This window comes from Heyndrickxia camelliae, from assembly GCF_002844575.1.
Classification (GTDB): domain Bacteria; phylum Bacillota; class Bacilli; order Bacillales; family Bacillaceae_C; genus Margalitia; species Margalitia camelliae.
Map to the genome: position 1 here is coordinate 1 of NZ_PIQO01000008.1, position 22,786 is coordinate 22,786.

Here is a 22,786-nt window from a genome sequence, read left to right on the forward strand (position 1 = left end):
ATTTGAAGCTAGTTATGTCCCAGCCTCTTTTGTATTAATTATTATTTAGAGTCGCTTCTATAAATCCACGGAACAAGGGCTGAGGTCTTGTCGGTCTTGAAGTAAATTCTGGATGGAATTGTGATGCTACAAACCATGGATGGTCTTTTAATTCGATAATTTCGATTAAACGACCGTCAGGGCTTGTCCCAGAGAATATAAAACCTTCATCCTCCATTTGCTGGCGATAATGATTATTAAATTCATAGCGGTGACGATGTCTTTCGTATATAATTTCTTTCCCATATACTTCAAATGCTTTCGTATCTTTTGCTAATCTACAAGGATATAATCCTAGTCTTAAGGTACCGCCTAAATCCTCAATTTCCTTTTGTTCTGGCAGTAAATCAATAATAGGGTATTTTGTTGTTGGATCGATTTCAGCCGAATGTGCTCCTTTTAATCCAAGTACATTTCGTGCATACTCGATAGATGCCAGTTGCATTCCAAGACAAATACCTAAGAAAGGAACTTTATTTTCACGTGCATACTGGATAGCAAGGATTTTCCCTTCCACTCCACGATCACCAAATCCACCAGGGACTAGGATTCCACTTGCATCCTTTAATAATTCCTTCACATTGTCTTCTGTTACGTGTTCTGCATTGATCCAATCAATGTCAACGTCTGCATCAAATGTATATCCAGCATGTTTTAATGCTTCCACTACGGAAAGATAGGCATCCTGCAATTCTACATATTTCCCTACTAAAGCGATTCTTGTTGTCTTCTTCAAGTTTCTAACTCTTTCCACAAGTTGAATCCATTCCGTCATATCAGCTTCTGGACTTTGAATTTTTAAATGGTCACAAACAATTTGATCTAAGTTTTGGTCTTGAAGAGCCAATGGTATAGAGTATAATGTATCGGCATCACGACACTCAATAACCGCCTTTGGATCAATATCACAAAACAGACCAATTTTATCCTTCATATCTTGTGAAATTGGCATTTCTGTTCTTACTACAATAATATTTGGTTGTATTCCTAAGCTGCGTAATTCTTTCACACTATGTTGAGTAGGCTTAGTCTTCATTTCTCCTGCTGCCTTAATAAAAGGTACTAATGTACAGTGGATATACATGACATTTTCGCGTCCAATATCACTTTTTATTTGGCGAATTGCTTCAAGGAATGGCAACGATTCAATATCCCCAACAGTTCCGCCGATTTCTGTAATAACGACATCCGCATTCGTTACTTCACCGGCACGAAATACCCTGCTTTTTATTTCATTAGTGATATGTGGAATTACTTGCACTGTCCCGCCTAAGTATTCTCCGCGTCTCTCTTTTCTCAAAACCTCAGAGTATACTTTACCCGTTGTGACACTGCTATATTTTGTTACATTAATATCAATAAAACGTTCATAATGCCCTAAATCCAAATCTGTTTCAGCACCATCATCCGTAACAAAGACTTCACCATGCTGATAAGGGCTCATTGTTCCAGGGTCCACGTTAATATAGGGATCAAATTTTTGAATGGTTACAGATAAACCACGATTTTTAAGCAGTCTGCCTAATGATGCTGCAGTGATTCCTTTTCCCAAAGAAGAAACCACACCGCCTGTTACAAAGATGTATTTTGTCACAATTTTTCCCCCTTTTAGTCAAAATTATTGTTCCTCAGGTTGTGATTTTGATACTCTAACTTTCCACATCTTTACTAAAAATTAAGAGAATACATCCCTAAAAACAAAAAAAGCCCCCTCTCGCAAAAATGCAGGGGGAGCATAATTTATATTATTATCAGTTCCTTTTCTAAGGAGCCCAAATAACATACTACCTGTCTACAAGAAAGAAGTCAAGCGGATTATTTTTCATCTTCCTCTTCAAGTTCTTCTTCCTCTTCTTCTTCATCCATGTCATCATCATCATCTACATCAAGATCATATTCGTCCTCGCTGATTAGTTCATCGTCTTCCTCGAACGCCTCATCTTCTTCATCAAGATCTACGAAGTCATCCTCTTCGTCTTCCTCGTCCTCATCATCGATTAAATCATCATCTTCAAAATCATCTAAATCATCGTAGTCTAGATCGTCATCCAGTAATTCAAGATCTTCATCTTCTTCATAAACCTTTTTAGCTTTTTTCTTCTTAGATTTAACAGCTGGTGCAATTTCTTCATCAATTTGATCATATGGATACCAAATTCTTAATCCCCAGCGATTTTCACCTAAGCTAAGAAAACGACCATCAATATTTATATCTGTGTAAAATTGAACCATTCTTGAACGGATTTCATCTTTTGATAATTCTAGCAGACCTGCTAATTCATCAACTAAATCCGAAAATGCATATGCTTGCTTTTTTTCTTCCATTAGTTGATAAGCAAGCTCAATAAGAGACATTTCTTTTAAATCTTCTTTGGATAATTGCTGTAAACTCAACTTCGCACTTCCTTTCTATATTTACACTCATTAGAGTGAAAAAAGGCAAAAAAACATCTTCAGGGCAAAATACATATTTACCATTATAAACAAATTTATAACAATTATGCTAGTGACTTACCCTTTCCATGTTCTTTAGTACTCTTTTTTCTCCAAAGAGTATTTATGTACTCAATTGATTGTCCTTATATCTATTAGTTCAAATTTAATTTTACCTGTTTTTTAGCCATATGCAATATACAAATACACAGTCGCTTTGCTCATCGGTATACAAATGAGTAAAATTTGAAGTGTAATTTCCTTCTTGTAGTCTTTGACAGAGATAAAGTAATCCGTGCTGAGGTAGCACACGTCCTCATTTTTTACATGATGTTGACTTATCGCAGTGTAGAGACGGAGAAATCCACTAGTTGATAGGCGCAATAGCTAGCCTTGAACCATTTTTCAAGAATAATTATCCATATTAGTAAATTTCATAATTTTTTCAAAAACAAAATAGCCCTGTTTTACATCAGAGCTATTTTGTTTCTGTACTTACATATTTCGTCTATACTGGCCGCCCACTTCATAAAGCGCCTTCGTTATCTGTCCAAGACTTGCCACTTTAACGGTTTCCATTAATTCCGCAAAGATGTTACCATTATTCACAGCTGCTTGTTTTAATCTTTTTAGTGCCTCTTCTACTTTGTCTTCATTTCGTACTTGAAACTCATGGAGGTTTCTGATTTGTGTTTCCTTTTCTTCGGTTGTAGCACGAGCCAATTCAATATTATTCATTTCTTCTTCAGAAGGCGGGTTTGGATTTAAATACGTATTAACACCAATAATCGGAAGTTCTCCTGAATGCTTCTTCATTTCATAGTACATAGATTCTTCCTGAATTTTCCCGCGTTGATATTGTGTTTCCATTGCACCCAGTACTCCACCGCGATCGTTTATTTTCTCAAATTCTTGAAGGACCGCTTCTTCGACCAGATCTGTTAATTCTTCAATAATAAAGGAACCTTGTAGCGGATTTTCATTTTTCGTTAAACCATGTTCCTTTGTAATAATCATTTGAATGGCCATTGCCCGTCTTACCGATTCCTCTGTAGGAGTCGTGATTGCCTCATCATATGCATTGGTGTGAAGAGAGTTACAATTATCATGCAAGGCCATTAACGCTTGGAGTGTGGTACGAATATCGTTAAAGTCAATCTCCTGAGCATGTAAGGAACGTCCGGATGTTTGAATATGATATTTCAATTTCTGGCTGCGCTCATTTGCCCCATATTTATCTCTCATCACAGTAGCCCAAATTCGTCTGGCCACTCTCCCAATTACAGAGTACTCTGGATCAAGGCCGTTAGAGAAAAAGAATGATAAGTTTGGTGCGAAATCATTAATATTCATTCCGCGGCTTAAGTAGTATTCTACATAGGTAAAGCCATTTGCTAATGTAAAAGCAAGCTGTGAAATCGGATTAGCTCCCGCTTCCGCAATATGATAGCCTGAGATGGAAACGGAATAGTAGTTACGAACTTTATGATCAATAAAATATTGTTGAATATCCCCCATCATTCTTAAGGCAAATTCAGTTGAAAAAATACAAGTATTTTGTCCTTGATCTTCTTTTAAAATATCTGCTTGCACTGTACCGCGCACCACTTGGAGCGTTTGCTCTTTTACTTGAGTAAATTCTTCTACTGATAATACTCGGCCAAGTTCCTCTTCTTTCTTTTTCACCTGTTGATCAATAGCCGTATTCATAAACATAGCCAAAATGATTGGTGCTGGTCCATTGATCGTCATAGAAACGGAAGTTGATGGATGGCATAAATCAAAACCTTCGTACAGCTTTTTCATATCATCTAATGTGCAAATACTTACCCCTGATTCCCCTACTTTTCCATAAATGTCTGGGCGATAATCAGGATCCTCTCCATATAATGTAACAGAGTCAAATGCAGTACTTAGACGCTTAGCGGAATCATCCTTGGATAAGTAGTGGAACCTTTTGTTCGTTCTTTCCGGTGTTCCTTCCCCAGCAAACTGTCGTTTAGGATCTTCTCCTTCACGCTTGAAAGGAAATACTCCTGCAGTAAACGGAAAAGACCCAGGAACATTTTCTTTATATACCCACTTTAGGATTTCACCATAATCTTCGTATTTGGGAAGAGCCACTTTTGGAATTTTAAGACCTGAAAGACTGATTGTCTTTAGTTCGGTTATAATTTCTTTATCACGTATCTTCGTGATAAATTGATCACCTGCGTATTTCTCCTTTAGTTGATTCCAACCTTTTAGTATTTTTTTCGACTCTGTCGTAAGTTTTTCCTCTATATCCTGCTTTACTGCTTCTAGTGGAGATATAACTTCTTGATTTAATCCTGTTTCTTTCGCTGCAGCAATAGCACCTTCTAATTGGAATAACTTTCTTGCCAAACGAACTTGTTCTTCCGCCTTTTTATGATAATTCCTTACAGTATCAGATATCTCCCGCAAGTAATATCTTCTGCTATTCGGAATAATGACATTTTGCTTTTCAACCTTTACATCCTTTGAAAACGGTACTTTCCAATTCAAGCCCATCTTTTCATTTACTTTTTCAATAAGGGCAGCAAAAAGGGCATTCGTTCCTGGATCATTAAATTGACTTGCAATTGTACCGTAAACCGGCATATTTTTCAGGTCTCGATCAAAGAGTAAATGGCTCCGTTGATATTGTTTTCGAACCTGGCTTCTTGCATCTTCTGAGCCTTGGCGTTCAAATTTATTGATAACAATAAGATCGGCATAATCAATCATATCGATTTTTTCCAATTGCGAAGGTGCCCCGAATTCACTTGTCATGACATACATGGAGATATCACAAATCTCCGTAATTTCTGCGTCCCCTTGCCCGATTCCACTTGTTTCTACAATAATGAAATCAAATCCGGCAGCTTTTACTACATTAATAGCATCCTTTATTGCAAGAGATAGCTCACTTCTAGATCCACGTGTTGCCAAGCTTCTCATATAAACACGTGAATTGAAAATAGCGTTCATTCGAATTCTATCTCCAAGTAATGCCCCACCCGTTTTTTGCTTTGTCGGATCCACAGATAGTATTGCAATCCTTTTTTCCGTTATTTCATTAAGAAAGCGGCGAATCAGTTCGTCTGTCAGGGAACTTTTTCCTGCTCCACCTGTACCAGTTATTCCAATTACAGGAGACTTTGACTCAACATTTTTTAATTCAAGAAAAGCTCTTTCAACCGCTGCTGCTGCTTCATCCTTTAACTCTAAATGATTTTCTGCAATCGTGATAAGCTTTGCCACGGAATTAATATTTCCTGTGTGCAACTTTTCAATCTCTTCTTGTAAAGATCCGGTATAGGTAGGGTGATCACATTCCTCCAACATGATATTAATCATCCCTTGAAGGCCGTATTCTCTTCCGTCATCAGGTGAGAAAATACGCGCAATTCCATAATCATGTAACTCTTTTATTTCGCGAGGAATGATAACTCCGCCACCTCCCCCATAAATACGAATATGGGAAGCACCTCTTTCTTTCAACAGGTCATACATGTATTTAAAATATTCCACATGTCCCCCTTGGTACGAAGAGATCGCAATTCCTTGTACATCCTCCTGGATTGCCGCATTGACGACCTCTTCTACTGAACGATTATGACCAAGATGGATAACCTCCGCACCGCTTGACTGCAAAATTCTCCTCATGATATTGATAGAGGCATCATGACCATCAAAAAGGCTGGATGCTGTTACAAAACGTACCGCATGTTTTGGTCGATATATTTGAACTGTGCTCATTTTTCATCCCCCTGTTCACAGTTGTTTCTGATATTGTTCAATCCCTGTAAAAAGCAAATCCGTTTGCACCTTAATATAATCATCAATAGAGTAGTTTTTTCCTAGGGCCCATCTCCTGAAGCCCCACATTTGCCCTTGCACAAAAATATTATGGGCTAATAAATCAATGTGTTTGTTGTCCATCACTAGCTCTCCATTATCGACACATCGCCTGATGATGGTTTCAAACATTCCTACCATCTCTAATTCTTTTTTTAGCACATATGGCAAGGCATCCTTGGATAAGGACTTTGCTTCTTGATACATTACAAGTACTTCGTCCTGCATTTCATCCATAATTTTAAAATAATAAGCAATTCCAAGTCTCAGGCTATCCAGTGTCCCCTTGTCAACATCCATTCCCTGCAGGCGTTCCCTTACCTGGTCATAGATGCTATCGCAAACTAAATATAAAACATCCTCTTTTGTTCTAATATATTCGTATAATGTACCAATACTGAATCCTGCGGCCTGCGCAATTTCCCGCGTTGTCGTTCGGTGGAAGCCCTTTTGTTTGAAAAGGGCAACAGCTCCTCGAATCATTTGATTTCTGCGCATCCTAACCAATCGTTCGTCTTTCACAGAGGCATGGACTGTTCGTTTTTTATTCACTACCCTTCATCGCCTCCTTATTGAAATGCTAAAATTCATTAGTAGTTCATTAATTTCTATTTTCAGCTCCAAGTGAAACTTGGCACTTCACATATCACTGGCTCCTATCGGCTAGTGGATTTCTCCGTCTTCTTCCTAGTGATAGTCAATATCATGTGAAGAGTAGTTCCATTTTCAATAGCTCGTGGACTACCTCAGCACGGTTTCCTTTATCTCAGTTGAAGACTACGAAATCCATACGCTGATGAGCAAGGCGCCTACGCTTTTCCTATTACTTTGTAAGCATTCTTGAAATAACTAATCTTTGAATCTCTTGTGTACCTTCATAGATTTGCGTAATCTTCGCATCACGCATGTATCTTTCCACTGGATAGTCTTTTGTATAGCCATAACCTCCAAATATTTGAACGGCCTCCGTCGTTACTTTCATTGCTGTATCACCCGCAAATAGTTTTGACATTGCGGATTCCTTTCCATATGGCAGACCATTCGATTCTAACCATGCAGCTTGATAGGTTAATAGACGAGATGCCTCTATACTAGTAGCCATATCCGCTAATTTAAAAGATACCCCTTGGTTAGCTACAATTGGTTTTCCAAATTGATGTCGTTCCTTCGCATAAGCAACAGCTGCGTCCAATGCACCTTGGGCGATTCCCAAAGCTTGAGCAGCAATTCCGTTACGTCCGCCATCTAAGGTCATCATGGCAATTTTAAAGCCATCCCCTTCTTCACCGAGAAGGTTTTCCTTTGGTACTATACAATCTTCAAAAATAATTTCTGTTGTTGGGGATGAACGAATCCCTAGCTTTTTCTCTTTTTTCCCCACAGAAAAGCCGGAAAAATCTGATTCAATAATAAATGCGCTAGTGCCTTTATGCTTGGAAGATGGATCGGTTAGAGCAAATACTACATAAATATCTGCGACCCCTCCATTCGTAATGAAAATTTTTGAACCGTTCAATACGTAATGGTCTCCTTCCAAACGAGCGGTTGTTCTCATTCCGCCCGCATCTGAACCTGACCCTGGTTCTGTTAACCCATATCCACCGATTTTTTTACCTTCAGCCATTGGACGTAAGTATTTTTGTTTCTGTTCTTCGGATCCAAATTTAAAAATTGGCCAACCCGCTAAGGATGTATGAGCCGAAAGAGTTACCCCAGTGGATGCACATACTCGCGATAGTTCTTCTACCGCAATACAGTATGCTAAATAATCACTGCCAATTCCTCCGTATTCTTCCGGCCAAGGGATTCCCGTTAACCCTAACTCTGCCATCTTATCGAAAATTTCACGGTCAAAGCGCTCCTGCTCATCACGTTCCGCAGCCGTTGGAGCTACCTCATTTTCTGCAAAATCCCGGACCATTTTTCTTATCATTTCATGTTCTTCTGATAGCTTAAAATTCATCTTGTATTCCTCCTAGACTAAGTGTTTGCTAATTACAATACGTTGAATTTCACTTGTACCTTCATATATTTCAGTGATTTTCGCATCACGAAAAAACCTTTCCACCGGATAATCTTTCGTATATCCATAGCCTCCGAACACTTGGATTGCTTCTGTTGTCACTTCTACTGCAGTACGAGAAGCAAATAATTTTGCGATAGACGCTTCTTTTCCACATGGTAGCCCTTCTGTATGAAGATTTGCCGCACGATATACGAGCAATTTTGCTGCCTCCACACTTGTTGCCATATCTGCCAGTTTAAAGCCAACCCCTTGTTGTGCAGCAATTGGCTTACCGAATTGCTTGCGTTCCTTTGCATATTCTACAGCCCTTTCAAAAGCTGCTTCCGCAATCCCAAGAGCTTGGGTTGCTATTCCAATACGTCCGCTATCCAGGTTAGCCATAGCGATTTTATAGCCTTGTCCTTCATCTCCTAATCGATTTTCTGTAGGAACCCTCATATCTTCAAAGGTGAGCTGTACCGTCCTTGAACCGGAAAGACCCATTTTATGCTCATCTTTTCCGATTATTAGTCCTGGTGTATTCTTTTCCACAATAAATGCAGTAATATCTGTCTCACTGGTTTTAGCAAAGACGATGTAAACATCCGCTTCACCACCATTAGTAATAAACATTTTTGAGCCATTTAATATATAATAATCCCCTTGTTTGACCGCCTTTGTTCTTAGGCTTTTGGCATCTGAACCTGCATTGGCTTCTGTTAAACAAAATGCTCCCAGGTATTCCCCCGACGCTAGCTTCGGAACATATTTTTGCTTTTGCTCCTCCGTACCAAAATAAAGGATCGGGCTTGTGCCCACCGATGTGTGTACGGAAAGTATAACCCCTATTGTTGCACTAACCTTTGAAAGCTCATGTATTGCAATAATATAAGATGTATAATCCATTCCCGAGCCACCATATTCCTCAGGTACTATAATCCCCATCAAACCAAGTTCACCCATTTTACGGAGGATTTCCCTCGGGAATTTGCCATCTTCCATATTTTCAATAAAAGGGATAATTTCGCTTTCCGCAAAGTCACGAACCATGTTTCTCATCATGATTTGCTCTTCTGTAAAGTGCAGCTCCATCCCTGTCACCCCTTTATTCTGCTTTGTACTATTAATTAGTTGTAAATGTAAAATCCCCGTCCCGTTTTCTTACCTAACCACCCAGCTTTCACATATTTTCTGAGAAGTGGACATGGTCGATATTTATCATCTCCAAATCCTTCATGCAGGGTCTCCATAATATATAGACATGTATCCAATCCGATAAAATCTGCAAGCGTAAGCGGCCCCATTGGATGATTCATCCCAAGCTTCATAACCTCGTCAATTGCCTCTTTCGTTGCTACCCCTTCGTACAATGTATAAATAGCTTCATTAATCATCGGCATAAGAATTCGATTAGAAACGAAGCCCGGAAAATCATTCACTTCCACTGGTACTTTATTCAATGTTTTTGTCATATCCTCTATGGCTTTATATACTTCCTCGGCTGTCGCTAGCCCACGGATGATTTCCACAAGCTTCATAACCGGCACTGGGTTCATAAAATGCATACCAATTACTTTTTCCGGGCGTTGTGTTACGGCTGCAATTTCCGTTATTGGCAAGGATGAAGTATTTGACGCCAAGATAGTATGCTCCGGTACAATTTGGTCTAAATCGGAGAAAATTTTTGCTTTAATGCTCATATTTTCTACCGCTGCTTCAATTACAATATCTGCTTCTTTCGCATCTCCTAGATTCGTAGATTTTACTAAATTAGCTAGAATGCCATTCATTTCATCTTCGGTCATTCTTTCCTTTTGCACTTGACGGGAAAGGTTTTTTGAAATTACCTCTAAACCTCTGTCTACAAATTCATCCTTTAAATCATTCAATATCACTCTATAACCAGCCTGTGCACAAACCTGTGCAATCCCAGATCCCATTTGGCCGGCACCGATAACCATTACTGTATTAATATTCATTGAATGTACCTCCTTTTACTGAACCTCAATCATAATAGCGTCACCTTGACCGCCTCCAGAACAGATGGCTGCTATTCCAACTCCGCCACCACGCCTCTTTAGTTCGTATGCAAGGGTTAAAATAATTCTTGCTCCACTTGCTCCTATAGGGTGTCCAAGTGCCACTGCCCCTCCATTGACATTGACTTTTTCCGGATTGAGATTGGCAATTTTGCTGCTTGCTAAGGCAACAGCTGCAAAAGCCTCATTAATTTCAAATAAATCTATGTCTTCTACCGTTTTCCCTGTTTTCTTTAATAACTCATTGATGACTAATCCAGGTGTTTGCGGAAAATCTTTCGCTTCTGTAGCGATAGCTGTATGTCCAAGGATATAAGCAAGTGGTTCTCTGCCTTCCTTCTGCGCTCTTTCTTCACTCATTAACACTAACGCTGCTGCCCCATCATTTACTCCTGGAGCATTTCCTGCAGTGATTGTTCCGTTCTTATCAAATGCTGGGGACAATTTCGCCAGTTTATCCAGTGAAGTATCCTTTCTCGGAGCCTCATCCTCTTTTATTACAAGCGGTTCCCCTTTTCGCTGTGGAACGGAAACTGGAACTATCTCTTCTGCTAATAATCCTTTTTCTATTGCTTCAATGGCACGTTGATGACTTCTGTATGCCCACTCGTCTTGTTCTTCTCTCGTAATCTTAAATTCTTCTGCAGTACCATTCCCATACGTCCCCATATGAACTCCACTGAAACAACATGTTAAACCATCATGAATCATTAAATCCTTGAGCACCGCATCGCCCATTCTTAATCCCCAACGTGCCTTTGGAAGAATATAAGGAGCATTGGACATGGATTCCATTCCGCCTGCCACAATTAAATCCTCATCCCCAGCACGGATAATCTGATCTGCCAGTGTGACACTTCTCATACCGGACGCGCAAACTTTGTTAATAGTTTCCGTCTTCACTTCCCAAGGTATTCCTGCCTCCCTAGCTGCTTGCCTGGAAGGAATCTGTCCTTGACCACCTTGCAAAACAGTACCTATAATGACCTCTTGCACGTCTTCGGGTTTGATACTGGCGCGATGCAAAGCTTCTTTAACAGCTATTCCGCCTAACTGCGTAGCAGTTAATGTACTTAAACCACCGCCAAATTTGCCAAATGGTGTTCTTGCACCGCTTAGAATCACTGTTCTTGCCATTTCGATCTCCTCCCCAAAAAAACGAATTAGTAACCGCTTTCATATTATGGAATACGAAAACTAACATTTTCTTAATCATAGCTTTAACAATATCGACTGAACGCTCGCTCGACAAAGAGTGAATAGAAAAGGGACATCAAAAGTCCCTTTCAGAAGTTTTATAATTCTATAATATATGATAAATATTAAAAATTGAAATATTTTAATAAAAAAATATTTAGGATGCAACGTTTGTTTGTTCCGGTCCACCACAAACAGCTTTTTCAAGAAGCTCTGCCACGTCATACGTCTTAACATTATCCTCGACTTCTTTTGCTTTCGTACCATCTGAAAGCATTGTTAGACAGTATGGACATCCAGAACTGATAACAGATGGATTCACAGCTAATGCTTGTTCCGTACGTGCAACATTGATACGATGGCCTGTATCTTCTTCCATCCACATTAAACCGCCGCCAGCTCCACAGCACATTCCTGTCTCACGATTACGCTCCATTTCTACAAGCTTTACACCTGGGAGTGATTTTAAAATCTCACGAGGTGGATCATAGACTTCATTGTAACGTCCTAAATAACAGGAATCATGGAAAGTAATCGTTTCATTCACCTCATATTTTGGAACAAGACGACCATCCTGCAATAATTGATGAAGAAGCTCTGTATGGTGATATACTTCCGCTTCTAAACCGAAGTCCGGATATTCCTTTTTGAAAATATTATAGGCATGCGGGTCAATCGTAACTATTTTCTTTACATCATTTTTTTGAAACTCATCGATATTTTGTGTAGCTAGTTCTTGGAATAAAAACTCATTTCCTAAACGACGGGCAGTATCTCCTGAATTTTTCTCTTTATTACCTAAAATAGCGAACTTCACACCCGCTTCATTCATCAGTTTCGCAAATGATAACGCTATTCTTTGGCTGCGATTGTCGAAAGAACCCATAGAGCCAACCCAAAATAAATATTCAAATTCCTCTCCAGCTTTTTTCAATTCCTTTACAGTTGGAACGTACACATCGTCTCTTACCTCACGCCAGTTTTCGCGTTCCTTGCGATTTAATCCCCATGGATTCCCTTGGCGTTCAATGTTTTGCATTGCCCTTTGTGCATCCGGATTCATTTTTCCTTCTGTTAAAACTAAATAACGGCGAAGATCTATGATTTTATCCACATGCTCATTCATTACTGGACATTGGTCCTCACAGTTGCGGCAAGTTGTACAAGCCCAAATTTCCTCTTCTGTAATAATATCGCCAATAAGACTTGGGCTGTAGCTTAATGCTGCTGCCGATTCCTCTGCCCCTTGACCAGCACTCGCTAAAGCAATTTGATTTCCTTTTGTATGAGAAAAGGCAAATGTCGGTACCCACGGTTGCTTGGAAGTAACGGCTGCTCCATAGTTTGTTAAATGGTCTCGCAGCTTCACAATTAAATCCATCGGAGACAGCATTTTTCCCGTTCCTGTTGCGGGACACATATTGGTACAACGACCACATTCCACGCAGGCATATAGGTCTACTAATTGATGTTGTTTGAAATCCTCAATTTTCCCAACACCAAATGATTCCTGTGTTTCATCTTCAAAGTTAATAGGACTTAGTTTCCCAGCGCCATCTAGACGATTTAAGAAAACATTTGCCGGTCCTGCAATTAAGTGCGCATGTTTTGACTGTGGAACATAGACTAAGAACGCTAATAGGAAAAGTAAATGTATCCACCATGCAATATAAAATACAACGATAGATCCCGTTTCTCCAATCCATCCAAATGCAGCGGCAATACAGGATGCGATTGGTTCTGTCCACGATAATTCTTCACCATGCCAAATGATACCCATTCCGCTTCCTACTAGTACAGATATCATTAATCCACCAATAAATAATAAAACAAGTCCTGATTTAAACCCTCGTTTTAAACGTACTAACTTTTCAATATACCTTCGATAAAAAGCCCAGAATGTTGCCACTAAGATCATTAACGTCACAATCTCTTGAAAAAACGTAAAGCCTGAATAAAGAGGTCCTAACGGCAAATGAGAGTCAGGAGCTAGCCCTCTCCAAATAAAATCAATGGCGCCAAATTGTACTAGAATAAAGCCATAGAAAAACATAACATGGATGATGCCGCTCTTTTTATCCTTTAGCAGCTTCTTTTGACCAAATACATTAATCCAAATCTTTCGAAACCGTTCCTTCATACGTTTATCAAACTCTACTTTTTTCCCTAGTTTGATATATTGAATCCTCGTTTTGACCACATACACAAACAAGGATATTGCGTAAACGGTTACAAAAAGAAACACAATCCAATTCACCCACAATAACCAACTCATAACTGTGAAAACACTCCCCTCCAAGGTGAATTTCCCTTCAAACACCTAAATTTTCTGAATGTTGCTTACTTACATTATATAATGAATGAGCATTCAGTCAACAGATTTCTATGATATTTTTTTAAAATTTATAATAGCAAATAATATGATATTTTCATCTCTTATTTTTATATTCATCCAGCTTTACTTATATTATTACCACATGATTTGCCGGCCTTTTGGCTATACTAGTAAGACTGTATGACTCTTGAGGAGAGGGTATGATGATATGGGTTTCAATTTTAGCTTTATTGATTATAGTAGTTGTTGCGTATTGCATCGTCGATTTTAAGATGGGGAAAAGGCGTTTTCACCACAACAGTTCTTTTAGAGACTATTCCAAACGTAAAGGAGATATTCATCTTATTACACATGGGAAGGATCTATTCTCATTTTTGCTTACCGATATTAAAAATGCGCAATCAAGTATTCATATTTTATTTTATATTGTAAAAGACGATCAGTTTAGCAAAAATTTTTTAAAACTATTGATCCAAAAGGCGAAACAAGGAATTGAAGTTCGTCTACTGTTAGATTGGTTGGGCAGCCATAATACTCCTAAATCATTAATAACGGAATTAAGAAACGCAGGAGGTCAAGTTGCATATAGTAATCGATTAAAGTTTCCATATCCCTTTTTTTCACTTCAGCAAAGGAATCATCGAAAAATATCTATTATAGATGGAAAAGTAGCGTATGTTGGCGGGTACAATGTTGGGAAGGAATATATAGATGAAGATTCCGTCCTATCACCTTGGCGGGATTACCACCTACGCATTTTCGGTGAAAGTGTTCATGATTTGCAAAATGAGTTTTGTGTAAATTGGAATCAATCTTCAAAAAACACGGTTTCGATTAGCGAAAAATACTTTTCTGGACCAGCAACAGGGAATATGGACCATCAGTTTTTTCCAACAGAAGGCTTGCGCCTAGAACATACTATATGTGAATTAATTGAATCTGCAAAAGAATCCATTTGTATTGGAACTCCTTACTTTGTTCCGTCAAAAATTATTTTAGCGAAATTAAACGACGCATTAAAAAGGGGAGTAAAAATTAGAATTATTGTACCAAAAAAGGCAGATCATATCTTAGTAAAAGAGGCCTCTTTTTTCTACTTTCGGATTTTAATTGAGTTGGGGGCAGAAGTATACCAGTATTTGAACGGGTTTTATCATGCAAAAATTATTATAGTAGATGAGGAAGTCTGTCAAATTGGAACAGCAAATTTTGACCGCAGAAGTATTTACTTGAATCTTGAGATAAATTGTTATATTTATGATCATGATTTTATTCAAAGCATGATTAAAGTGGTCGAGAAGGATATCTTAGACTCTCATCGCCTTTCGCTCGAGGAATTGAACAACACAAAGTATGCAACCAAGTTGAAAGAACTCGGCGCAAAGTTAGTGGCAGATTTATTATAAATGTCCCAAATGCATCGTGCAGTTGGGACATTTTTTGCACGATTATGGGGATTTGTTATTTATTAAGGTATCTACTGAAATATCATGAGCTATGACTGAATTAGTAAAATCACCATTTTATAAAAATCAAAAAGACAGGTACCCAAACGGATACCTGTTCTAAAAATTTTACATTTTCTCCGGAGCTGAAACCCCAATTAGGGCTAATGCATTCTTCATTGTTATTTGAACCGATTTAATTAATGCTAATCGAGCATTAGTAAGATCTTCGTTGTCTTTATCCAATACCTTTTCCGCATTATAAAAGCTGTGGAATGCTTGAGCTAAATCATTAATGTAATTTGTAATGCGATGTGGGATACGCTTTTCCGCTGCTTCCGCAATAGCCGATGGGAAGTCACCCATTTTCTTTAACAAATCAATTTCCTTCTCTGCTTGAATAAGTTTAACATTGGCATTTTCATTTACCGTGAAGCCTTGCTCTTCTCCTTGTCGTAAAATACTGCAAATACGAGCATGTGCATATTGAGCATAATACACAGGATTTTCATTTGATTGGGAAACAGCTAAATCAAGGTCAAAATCCATATGCGTATCTGCACTTCTCATAGCGAAGAAATAGCGAACCGCATCCAAGCCTACTTCTTCAATTAGATCACGCATTGTAACGGCTTTACCTGTACGTTTACTCATTTTCATTTTCTCGCCGTTTTTATATAAATGCACAAGCTGAATAACTTCTACTTCTAAGTTATTGGGATCATATCCTAATGCTTCCATCGCAGCTTTCATACGAGGGATATAGCCGTGATGATCCGCACCCCAAATATTAATCAATTTTTCAAATCCGCGGTCAAATTTATCTTTATGATACGCGATATCTGGAGTTAAATACGTATAGGATCCATCGTTTTTGATTAGAACACGATTTTTATCGTCTCCGAAGTCCGTTGATCTAAACCATGTCGCACCATCTTCATCGTAGACATGACCTCTTTCACGAAGCTCTTTCAATGTCTCATCAATTTTTCCGTTTTTGTACAGAGATGTCTCAGAATACCAAACATCAAATGGAACACGGAAGTTTTCAAGGTCCGCTTTTAATTTGGCCATTTCATAATCAAGACCATACCCACGGAAAAATTCATAACGTTCCTGCTCATCAGCTTGTGCGTACTTGTCTCCATATTGTTCCGCTAATTTTTTTCCTATCTCAATAATATCTTGACCGTGATATCCATCTTCCGGCATTTCTTTCTCTTGTCCAAGCGCTTGGAAATATCGAGCTTCCACAGATAAAGCAAGATTGTGGATTTGGTTTCCAGCATCATTTATATAATACTCGCGGCTTACTTCATAGCCTGCTTTGTCTAATACATTACAAAGAGAGTCTCCAACAGCGGCACCACGAGCATGTCCTAAATGCAAATCACCTGTAGGATTCGCGGAAACAAACTCGACCTGTATCTTTTGACCTTTTCCTGCATTCGAACGGCCATATTCATTTCCCTCCGACAAAATAGTCGGAATCAAGTCCGTTAAATAGCTATTATCCATGTAAAAATTAATAAATCCTGGTCCTGCAAGCTCCATTTTTTCAATGGAAGCTTTTGAGCGGTCAAAGTGATTAATAATTTCCTCAGCAATCATTTTTGGCGCCTTTTTCGCGACACGTGCCAATTGCATTGCCGCATTTGTTGCATAATCACCATGTGCTTTATCCTTCGGTGTCTCTAAAATAATATCTGGAATCTGTTCCTCTGTCGCTAAACCAGCTTTCATAACAGCGGCTTTAATCTCATTTTTTAAATTCGCTTGAATCTGTTCTGCTATATTCATTCGCTTACCTCCTTATACTCTAAAACCATTTTATATGTACCAACAATGGAACCTTGCATTTTTAAGTCATATTTTAAAATAAATTGTCCTGCTAATGGAACGGATTGAGATTTTTTGTTCTGTAAACTTTTTGTCTGCGTTGTTAATAATAATGTACCATATTCCCCTTCATAGGAACCGGCTTTTTCACTATCTAAATCAAACGCTAAGCGCATTTTTATTGAACCGCTCCGCAAAATTAGTGCTTCTCTTTCCTTCACTTTTACTACCGTTTGAATCGAACCTTCTTGTAATAGCTCTTCATATTTTAAAAAAGCGGCCTGATCTTTTTGATAATATTCTCCGAATAAAGTAAGCTCATAGTCTTCAGCTTCTCCGCCATGATCAATGGTGGTATTCAAGTGAATTTTGACAGGTATACTTGTCGTCCTAGTCTCAACTGCCAAATCATTCACATCCTTTACAATTCATCAGTATAACCTTTTTAGTATAAAAATAAATAGGTAGAAAATCAATCACTATGAAATTCGGTAGCCAATAGGCGCTGCAGCTAGACCACTCGTTATGTTCATAAACTGACACATAGCTCCTTCTTTAATAAGCGAAAAAAGACACTTATTATCATAATAAGCATCTTTTACAAAGTAAGTATTAGTGCAGAAACTGCCGGGGTTAATATCATTGCCGTTTTTAAAATTACTTTCGGAACAAGATTGGTAAATTTTGCTCCAATATATGCCCCTAACATAGTTCCTATAAGTACCTGCAGTAATAAAACAAAATCTAAATAACCCTCGGATGTAAAACCAATCCCACCACCGATAGCAATTGGAACGATGACAAGCATCGTTGTACCAACGGATTGACGCAAGGTAAGTCCTAAAAATGTAAGCAGACCCAATTGAATAAACGGCGTGGAGCCGATTCCAAAAGTACCTGAAAGAATTCCAACGACTATTCCTAATACTGCAGCTTTCAGCACAAACACAGCACTAATCCGCCCATCGGATTCTTTTACAGTTTTTTCCTTCAGTAAAAATAATCTGACTATCAATAAAAGCGCTGATAAAAACAGCATTCCTGCTGTACAAAAGTGCATGTAATTCGTTGGGATGAGCGCTGCGATTTTGGACCCAACAAAGGACCCTGCTGCCCCAAATAATCCAACAATGATTCCCGCTTTTACCGATGTATTCCCTTCCCGGTAGTGACTGAAGGCACCCGAAAGGCTGGTAAAGGCCATTGCGGTTAGAGAAGTTCCTAGTGCAGTGTGAATAGGCACTTTAAAAACCAATGTTAAAATTGCAATAATAAATCCGGATCCGCCTGCTCCAATAAATCCCAAGAGGGCTCCTAGGGCAAGCATTGTTATCATAATAGCCAATGGCGTCACTCCAAAATGTTTTATTATTACTTTAGTATAAACGAACTTAGCTATTTTTTGGAGTGATTGAACAAAGGATTAACTGCTACCAAAAATGGAATGGAAAAAAATTCATTAAAATTTAATACTATTAAATAGGAAAAAGCCGATGATACATACCGGCTTTTACCTAAAGAATCATTTCACCCAACCAAGAATCATTTCTCGAATTAACTTGCTCGCAGTATTAGCTGTCTGCTCAGATGGGTCATAAATGGGAGCCACTTCTACTAAATCGCATCCAACAACGTTCACATTGGAACGAGCAATCTCATGAATGGATGCAAGTAATTCTTTGGATGTAATTCCTCCACAGTCTACAGTACCTGTCCCAGGAGCATGTGCAGGGTCAAGGACATCAATATCAATGGTGACATATACAGGACGACCTGCAAGCTTAGGTAAAATCTCTTTTAACGGTTCTAATACTTCAAATTTCGCAATGAACATTCCGTTGTCCTTCGCCCATTGGAATTCTTCCTTCATTCCGGAACGTATACCAAATGAAAACACATTCTTACCGCCCATTAATTCAGCGGCTTTGCGAATTGGTGTTGAATGAGATAGTGGTTCCCCTTCATATTCAGAGCGCAAGTCCGTATGAGCATCCATATGGATAACGGCTAAATCCGGATATTTTTTATACATTGCTTTAATGACTGGCCAAGAAACTAAATGCTCCCCACCCATTCCGATTGGGAATTTATTATCTTTTAATAGAGAATCAATATAATCTTCTATCATATCAATACTTCTTTGCGGATTTCCGAATGGCAATGGAATATCTCCAGCATCAAAGTACTTAACTTCTTCTAATTCTCGGTCCAAATATGGACTATACTCTTCTAAACCAATGGAGACTTCACGAATACGAGCAGGACCAAAACGAGAGCCTGGTCGATAGCTTACTGTCCAATCCATTGGCATTCCATAGATTACTGCTTGGCTTTCCTCATAATTTTGATGACTGCGAATAAATACATTTCCTGAATAAGCTTCATCAAAGCGCATATAAAACTCCTCCTTAACGGGTTAAATCTTGAACAAACTTTGGCAGAACAAAAGCAGCTTTGTGAAGCTCTTTCGTATAATACTTGGTTTCAATTTCATGAAATCTTGAATCACTAACCTCTAATGGATCGTATTTTTTGGATCCTAAAGTAAATGTCCACATACCGCTTGGATAGGTTGGAACATTTGCAATATAAAGACGAGTAATCGGAAAGATTTCCTTCACATCTTTTTGAACCTCACGAATTAAATCTGCTTTAAACCATGGATTATCTGTTTGGGCTACAAAGATCCCATCATCTTTTAATGCCTTTGCAATTCCTGCGTAGAAACCTTTCGTAAATAGATTAACAGCCGGACCAACTGGTTCTGTAGAATCTACCATGATGACATCATACTCATTCTCGCTTTTAGCAATATGCATGAATCCATCATCCACTCGAACATCCACACGAGGATTGTCCAATTCACCAGCAATACTTGGCAAAAACTTTTTAGAGTACTCAATCACTTTTCCGTCAATATCCACTAAGGTTGCTCTTTTCACACTTGGGTGTTTGAGGATTTCTCGAATAACCCCGCCGTCTCCACCGCCAACGACAAGCACAAACTCGGGATTCGGATGAGTAAATAAAGGTATATGGGCAACCATTTCGTGATATACAAACTCGTCTTTTACAGATGTCATTACCATTCCATCTAAAAGCAGCATGTTTCCCCACTCAGCTGTCTCCACCATATCTAATTTTTGAAATTCCGTTTGTTCTGTATGTAAAGTCTGGTTTATTTTCATTGTAATTCCAAAATTTTCTGTTTGATTCTCTGTGAACCAAAGTCCAGCCATTGTATTCTTCCTTTCTTTATTTGGGATTACAATAGTTTTCCCCTTTAACAATATAAATACAACTTGCAAAAAAGTATAGAGAATTCTTTTAAAAAAGCAAAAAATTTTTCTCCCTTTTTACATGTTTAAAACATGATACGTTTCTTCATACTGATTAATAGATTTTTACAAGTGAGGTGATGGTTGTGGAAACAATGACAAACCCTAGGATCCAAAAAGGCAAGAAATATTTTCGCTTTCTTTTCTTTGGTATCCTCTTTATTACAGCCGGTCTGGTATTATTTGCTCTAGCCGTTTACATCTATGCTAAAATTCTTGGACCTCCACCATTAGCTGTTCCACAGTCAACACTATACTATTCGAATGACGGATCCATTATTGGCGAAAGCAATAGTGGACAAAAACGCTACTGGGTCCCACTAAGAAGTGTTTCAAAAGAGATTGTAAATGCCACCATTTCCATTGAGGATAAAAATTTCTACCATCATCACGGTTTTGATATTAAGCGAATCGGAGGTGCTCTTTTAGCAGATGCAATTGCCATGCATAAGGTCCAAGGCGCCAGTACTATCACACAACAATATGCAAAAAATCTCTTTCTAACGATGGATAAAACATGGACTCGCAAAATTTCCGAAGCTTTATATACGATAAGATTAGAGATGAACTATAGCAAAGATAAAATTCTTGAAGGCTATTTAAATACAATAAACTACGGGCATGGTGCTTATGGAATTCAGGCGGCGAGCCAATATTACTTCGGCAAAGACGCAGATCAGTTAGACCTTGCCGAAGCGGCAATGCTAGTCGGCATACCAAAAGGCCCCAGCATCTATTCACCTATTAATTCATTGGAAAAAGCAAAAAACAGGCAGCTACTTGTTTTAAACTCCATGAAGGAAAACGGATATATTACGGAAAAGGATGTAAAATCAGCTGCACAGGAGAAAATAACGATTGTCGGAAAGCATGCTTACCATCGCTCTGAATTAGCACCATACTTTCAGGATATTGTGCGGCATCAACTCAAAACAGCATTAGGTTTAAGTGACAGGACTATCCAATTAGGGGGTCTTCGTGTATATACAACATTAGACACGAAGCAACAACAAATTGCAGATGATGTTATTAAGGAAAGTATTGCCGAAGATTCCGATATACAAGTGGGCTTTACTGCCATGGACCCAAAAACAGGATTTGTGACCGCTCTAGTTGGAGGGAGAAATTATGACGAGAGCCCTTATGATCGAGCGGTGCAGGCAAGCAGGCAACCTGGTTCCACTATCAAACCGCTATTATATTATGCGGCTTTGGAAAAAGGCTTTACGCCAACAACCATGATGCGCAGTGAACCAACCACCTTTCAGTTTGATAATGGAAATGCTAAATACACACCCCATAATTTTAATGACCAGTATGCAGATGGGGAAATCACAATGGCACAGGCGTTAGCCCTATCTGATAATGTGTATGCGGTCAAAACACATTTATTTTTAGGGGAAAATACATTAGTCAGAACGGCAAAGGATTTTGGTATTACCACGAAAATGGCGAAGGTTCCCTCCCTTGCTCTCGGAACCTCCGGTGTTCATGTGATTGATATGGTTGGAGCTTATAGCATGTTAGCAAATGGCGGGAAAAAGGCAGATCCAGTCTTTATTACAAGAGTGGAAGATTATCAAGGCAATGTATTATATGAATACAAGCCTCAAAATGAACAAGTTTTACGGCCAGATCTTGCGTACGTCATGACACAAATGATGACAGGCATGTTTGATAAAAAACTGAATGGTTATGCTTCTGTTACCGGATCTACCATCATTAATCAATTAACTCGTCAATATGCTGGAAAGTCAGGGTCAACCAACACAGATAGCTGGATGATTGGATTCACACCGCAGCTTACTGCTGGTGTCTGGACCGGTTATGACAAAGGAAATGAAATTACCTTGGCTGCTGATAAACGGTACGCAAAAACTATTTGGGCACGTTTTATGGAAAAATCGTTAAAAGGTGAACCTATTAAAACTTTCAAAGCGCCAAAGGGAGTTGTTTCTCTGCCAATCGACCCGAAAAGCGGGAAAGTTGCAACAAAGGATTGTCCGATTTCTCGTGAAATGTATTTTGTGAAAGGTACGGAGCCAAATGAATATTGCGACTTACATCCTGGTAAGGGTGAAAAACGGCTTCCAAAACAAAAAGAAAAGCCAAAACAAGATGGATGGCTTCATAAACTGTTTAACTGGTTATAAAATTAGTACCTCTGTCTTTTTAACTTAGGCTATTCTCGCGAATCAGGATTATTTCCTATACAAATCAATAAGACATAAAAAAACTCGGGTGTGCGGCCCGAG

At 38.7% G+C, this 22,786-nt stretch carries 16 protein-coding genes; 2 read left to right on the forward strand and 14 right to left on the reverse strand.

Annotated features, from left to right (window positions below):
• Positions 1 to 34: 34 nt before the first annotated feature.
• The 9 genes from pyrG to CWO92_RS11820 form a co-directional block, all read right to left on the reverse strand.
• Positions 35 to 1,633: a CTP synthase gene (gene pyrG / locus CWO92_RS11780; protein ID WP_101354415.1), complete on the reverse strand. Its 1,599-nt coding sequence runs from the start codon at positions 1,631 to 1,633 to the stop codon at positions 35 to 37.
• Positions 1,634 to 1,854: 221 nt separating this feature from the next.
• On the reverse strand, positions 1,855 to 2,433 hold the full coding sequence (rpoE, locus tag CWO92_RS11785; RefSeq protein WP_101354416.1) for a DNA-directed RNA polymerase subunit delta: 579 nt from the start codon (positions 2,431 to 2,433) through the stop codon (positions 1,855 to 1,857).
• Between the two features lie 534 nt (positions 2,434 to 2,967).
• Positions 2,968 to 6,234, reverse strand: coding sequence for a fused isobutyryl-CoA mutase/GTPase IcmF (icmF, locus tag CWO92_RS11790; protein WP_101354417.1), 3,267 nt, complete (start codon positions 6,232 to 6,234; stop codon positions 2,968 to 2,970).
• A gap of 15 nt (positions 6,235 to 6,249) precedes the next feature.
• Positions 6,250 to 6,831 carry a TetR/AcrR family transcriptional regulator gene (locus CWO92_RS11795; RefSeq protein WP_101354556.1) on the reverse strand — a complete coding sequence of 194 codons (582 nt, stop codon included), beginning with the start codon at positions 6,829 to 6,831 and terminating at the stop codon, positions 6,250 to 6,252.
• 325 nt (positions 6,832 to 7,156) lie between these two features.
• Positions 7,157 to 8,296, reverse strand: coding sequence for an acyl-CoA dehydrogenase (locus tag CWO92_RS11800; RefSeq protein ID WP_101354418.1), 1,140 nt, complete (start codon positions 8,294 to 8,296; stop codon positions 7,157 to 7,159).
• A 12-nt stretch (positions 8,297 to 8,308) separates the two neighbouring features.
• Positions 8,309 to 9,430, reverse strand: coding sequence for an acyl-CoA dehydrogenase (locus CWO92_RS11805; protein WP_101354419.1), 1,122 nt, complete (start codon positions 9,428 to 9,430; stop codon positions 8,309 to 8,311).
• Positions 9,431 to 9,465: 35 nt separating this feature from the next.
• Positions 9,466 to 10,317 carry a 3-hydroxybutyryl-CoA dehydrogenase gene (locus CWO92_RS11810; protein ID WP_101354420.1) on the reverse strand — a complete coding sequence of 284 codons (852 nt, stop codon included), beginning with the start codon at positions 10,315 to 10,317 and terminating at the stop codon, positions 9,466 to 9,468.
• Positions 10,318 to 10,332: 15 nt separating this feature from the next.
• Positions 10,333 to 11,514: an acetyl-CoA C-acetyltransferase gene (locus CWO92_RS11815; protein WP_101354421.1), complete on the reverse strand. Its 1,182-nt coding sequence runs from the start codon at positions 11,512 to 11,514 to the stop codon at positions 10,333 to 10,335.
• Between the two features lie 217 nt (positions 11,515 to 11,731).
• Positions 11,732 to 13,849: a 4Fe-4S dicluster domain-containing protein gene (locus CWO92_RS11820; RefSeq protein ID WP_101354422.1), complete on the reverse strand. Its 2,118-nt coding sequence runs from the start codon at positions 13,847 to 13,849 to the stop codon at positions 11,732 to 11,734.
• A gap of 263 nt (positions 13,850 to 14,112) precedes the next feature.
• Here CWO92_RS11820 and cls point away from each other — a divergent pair, with 263 nt between their 5' ends.
• Positions 14,113 to 15,315: a cardiolipin synthase gene (gene cls, locus CWO92_RS11825; RefSeq protein WP_207767797.1), complete on the forward strand. Its 1,203-nt coding sequence runs from the start codon at positions 14,113 to 14,115 to the stop codon at positions 15,313 to 15,315.
• A 168-nt stretch (positions 15,316 to 15,483) separates the two neighbouring features.
• On the opposite strand, the gene argS is transcribed toward cls, so the two are convergent.
• From argS to speE, 5 genes are all read right to left on the reverse strand, one after another.
• The gene (gene argS / locus CWO92_RS11830; RefSeq protein ID WP_101354424.1) at positions 15,484 to 17,154 is read right to left on the reverse strand and encodes an arginine--tRNA ligase; all 1,671 of its coding nucleotides are present in this window, start codon (positions 17,152 to 17,154) and stop codon (positions 15,484 to 15,486) included.
• Entirely contained in the window at positions 17,151 to 17,600 is a 450-nt protein-coding gene (locus tag CWO92_RS11835; protein ID WP_101354425.1) for a YwiB family protein, read from the reverse strand. Before CWO92_RS11835 ends, argS begins: the two co-directional genes overlap by 4 nt.
• 191 nt (positions 17,601 to 17,791) lie before the next feature.
• On the reverse strand, positions 17,792 to 18,538 hold the full coding sequence (locus tag CWO92_RS11840) for a sulfite exporter TauE/SafE family protein (RefSeq protein WP_437177544.1): 747 nt from the start codon (positions 18,536 to 18,538) through the stop codon (positions 17,792 to 17,794).
• A gap of 177 nt (positions 18,539 to 18,715) precedes the next feature.
• On the reverse strand, positions 18,716 to 19,588 hold the full coding sequence (speB, locus tag CWO92_RS11845) for an agmatinase (RefSeq protein WP_101354426.1): 873 nt from the start codon (positions 19,586 to 19,588) through the stop codon (positions 18,716 to 18,718).
• A 13-nt stretch (positions 19,589 to 19,601) separates the two neighbouring features.
• Positions 19,602 to 20,432: a spermidine synthase gene (gene speE, locus CWO92_RS11850; RefSeq protein ID WP_101354427.1), complete on the reverse strand. Its 831-nt coding sequence runs from the start codon at positions 20,430 to 20,432 to the stop codon at positions 19,602 to 19,604.
• Positions 20,433 to 20,617: 185 nt separating this feature from the next.
• On the opposite strand from speE, the gene CWO92_RS11855 reads away from it, so the two are divergent.
• Entirely contained in the window at positions 20,618 to 22,684 is a 2,067-nt protein-coding gene (locus CWO92_RS11855) for a transglycosylase domain-containing protein (protein ID WP_101354428.1), read from the forward strand.
• Positions 22,685 to 22,786: the final 102 nt, after the last annotated feature.

Coding starts and splice junctions, on each gene's coding strand:
- icmF (WP_101354417.1), bottom strand. CDS start 6,234: ATGAGCACAGTTCAAATATATCGACCAAAACATGCGGTACGTTTTGTA.
- CWO92_RS11795 (WP_101354556.1), bottom strand. CDS start 6,831: ATGCGCAGAAATCAAATGATTCGAGGAGCTGTTGCCCTTTTCAAACAA.
- CWO92_RS11800 (WP_101354418.1), bottom strand. CDS start 8,296: ATGAATTTTAAGCTATCAGAAGAACATGAAATGATAAGAAAAATGGTC.
- CWO92_RS11805 (WP_101354419.1), bottom strand. CDS start 9,430: ATGGAGCTGCACTTTACAGAAGAGCAAATCATGATGAGAAACATGGTT.
- CWO92_RS11810 (WP_101354420.1), bottom strand. CDS start 10,317: ATGAATATTAATACAGTAATGGTTATCGGTGCCGGCCAAATGGGATCT.
- CWO92_RS11815 (WP_101354421.1), bottom strand. CDS start 11,514: ATGGCAAGAACAGTGATTCTAAGCGGTGCAAGAACACCATTTGGCAAA.
- CWO92_RS11820 (WP_101354422.1), bottom strand. CDS start 13,849: ATGAGTTGGTTATTGTGGGTGAATTGGATTGTGTTTCTTTTTGTAACC.
- cls (WP_207767797.1), top strand. CDS start 14,113: ATGATATGGGTTTCAATTTTAGCTTTATTGATTATAGTAGTTGTTGCG.
- argS (WP_101354424.1), bottom strand. CDS start 17,154: ATGAATATAGCAGAACAGATTCAAGCGAATTTAAAAAATGAGATTAAA.
- speB (WP_101354426.1), bottom strand. CDS start 19,588: ATGCGCTTTGATGAAGCTTATTCAGGAAATGTATTTATTCGCAGTCAT.
- speE (WP_101354427.1), bottom strand. CDS start 20,432: ATGGCTGGACTTTGGTTCACAGAGAATCAAACAGAAAATTTTGGAATT.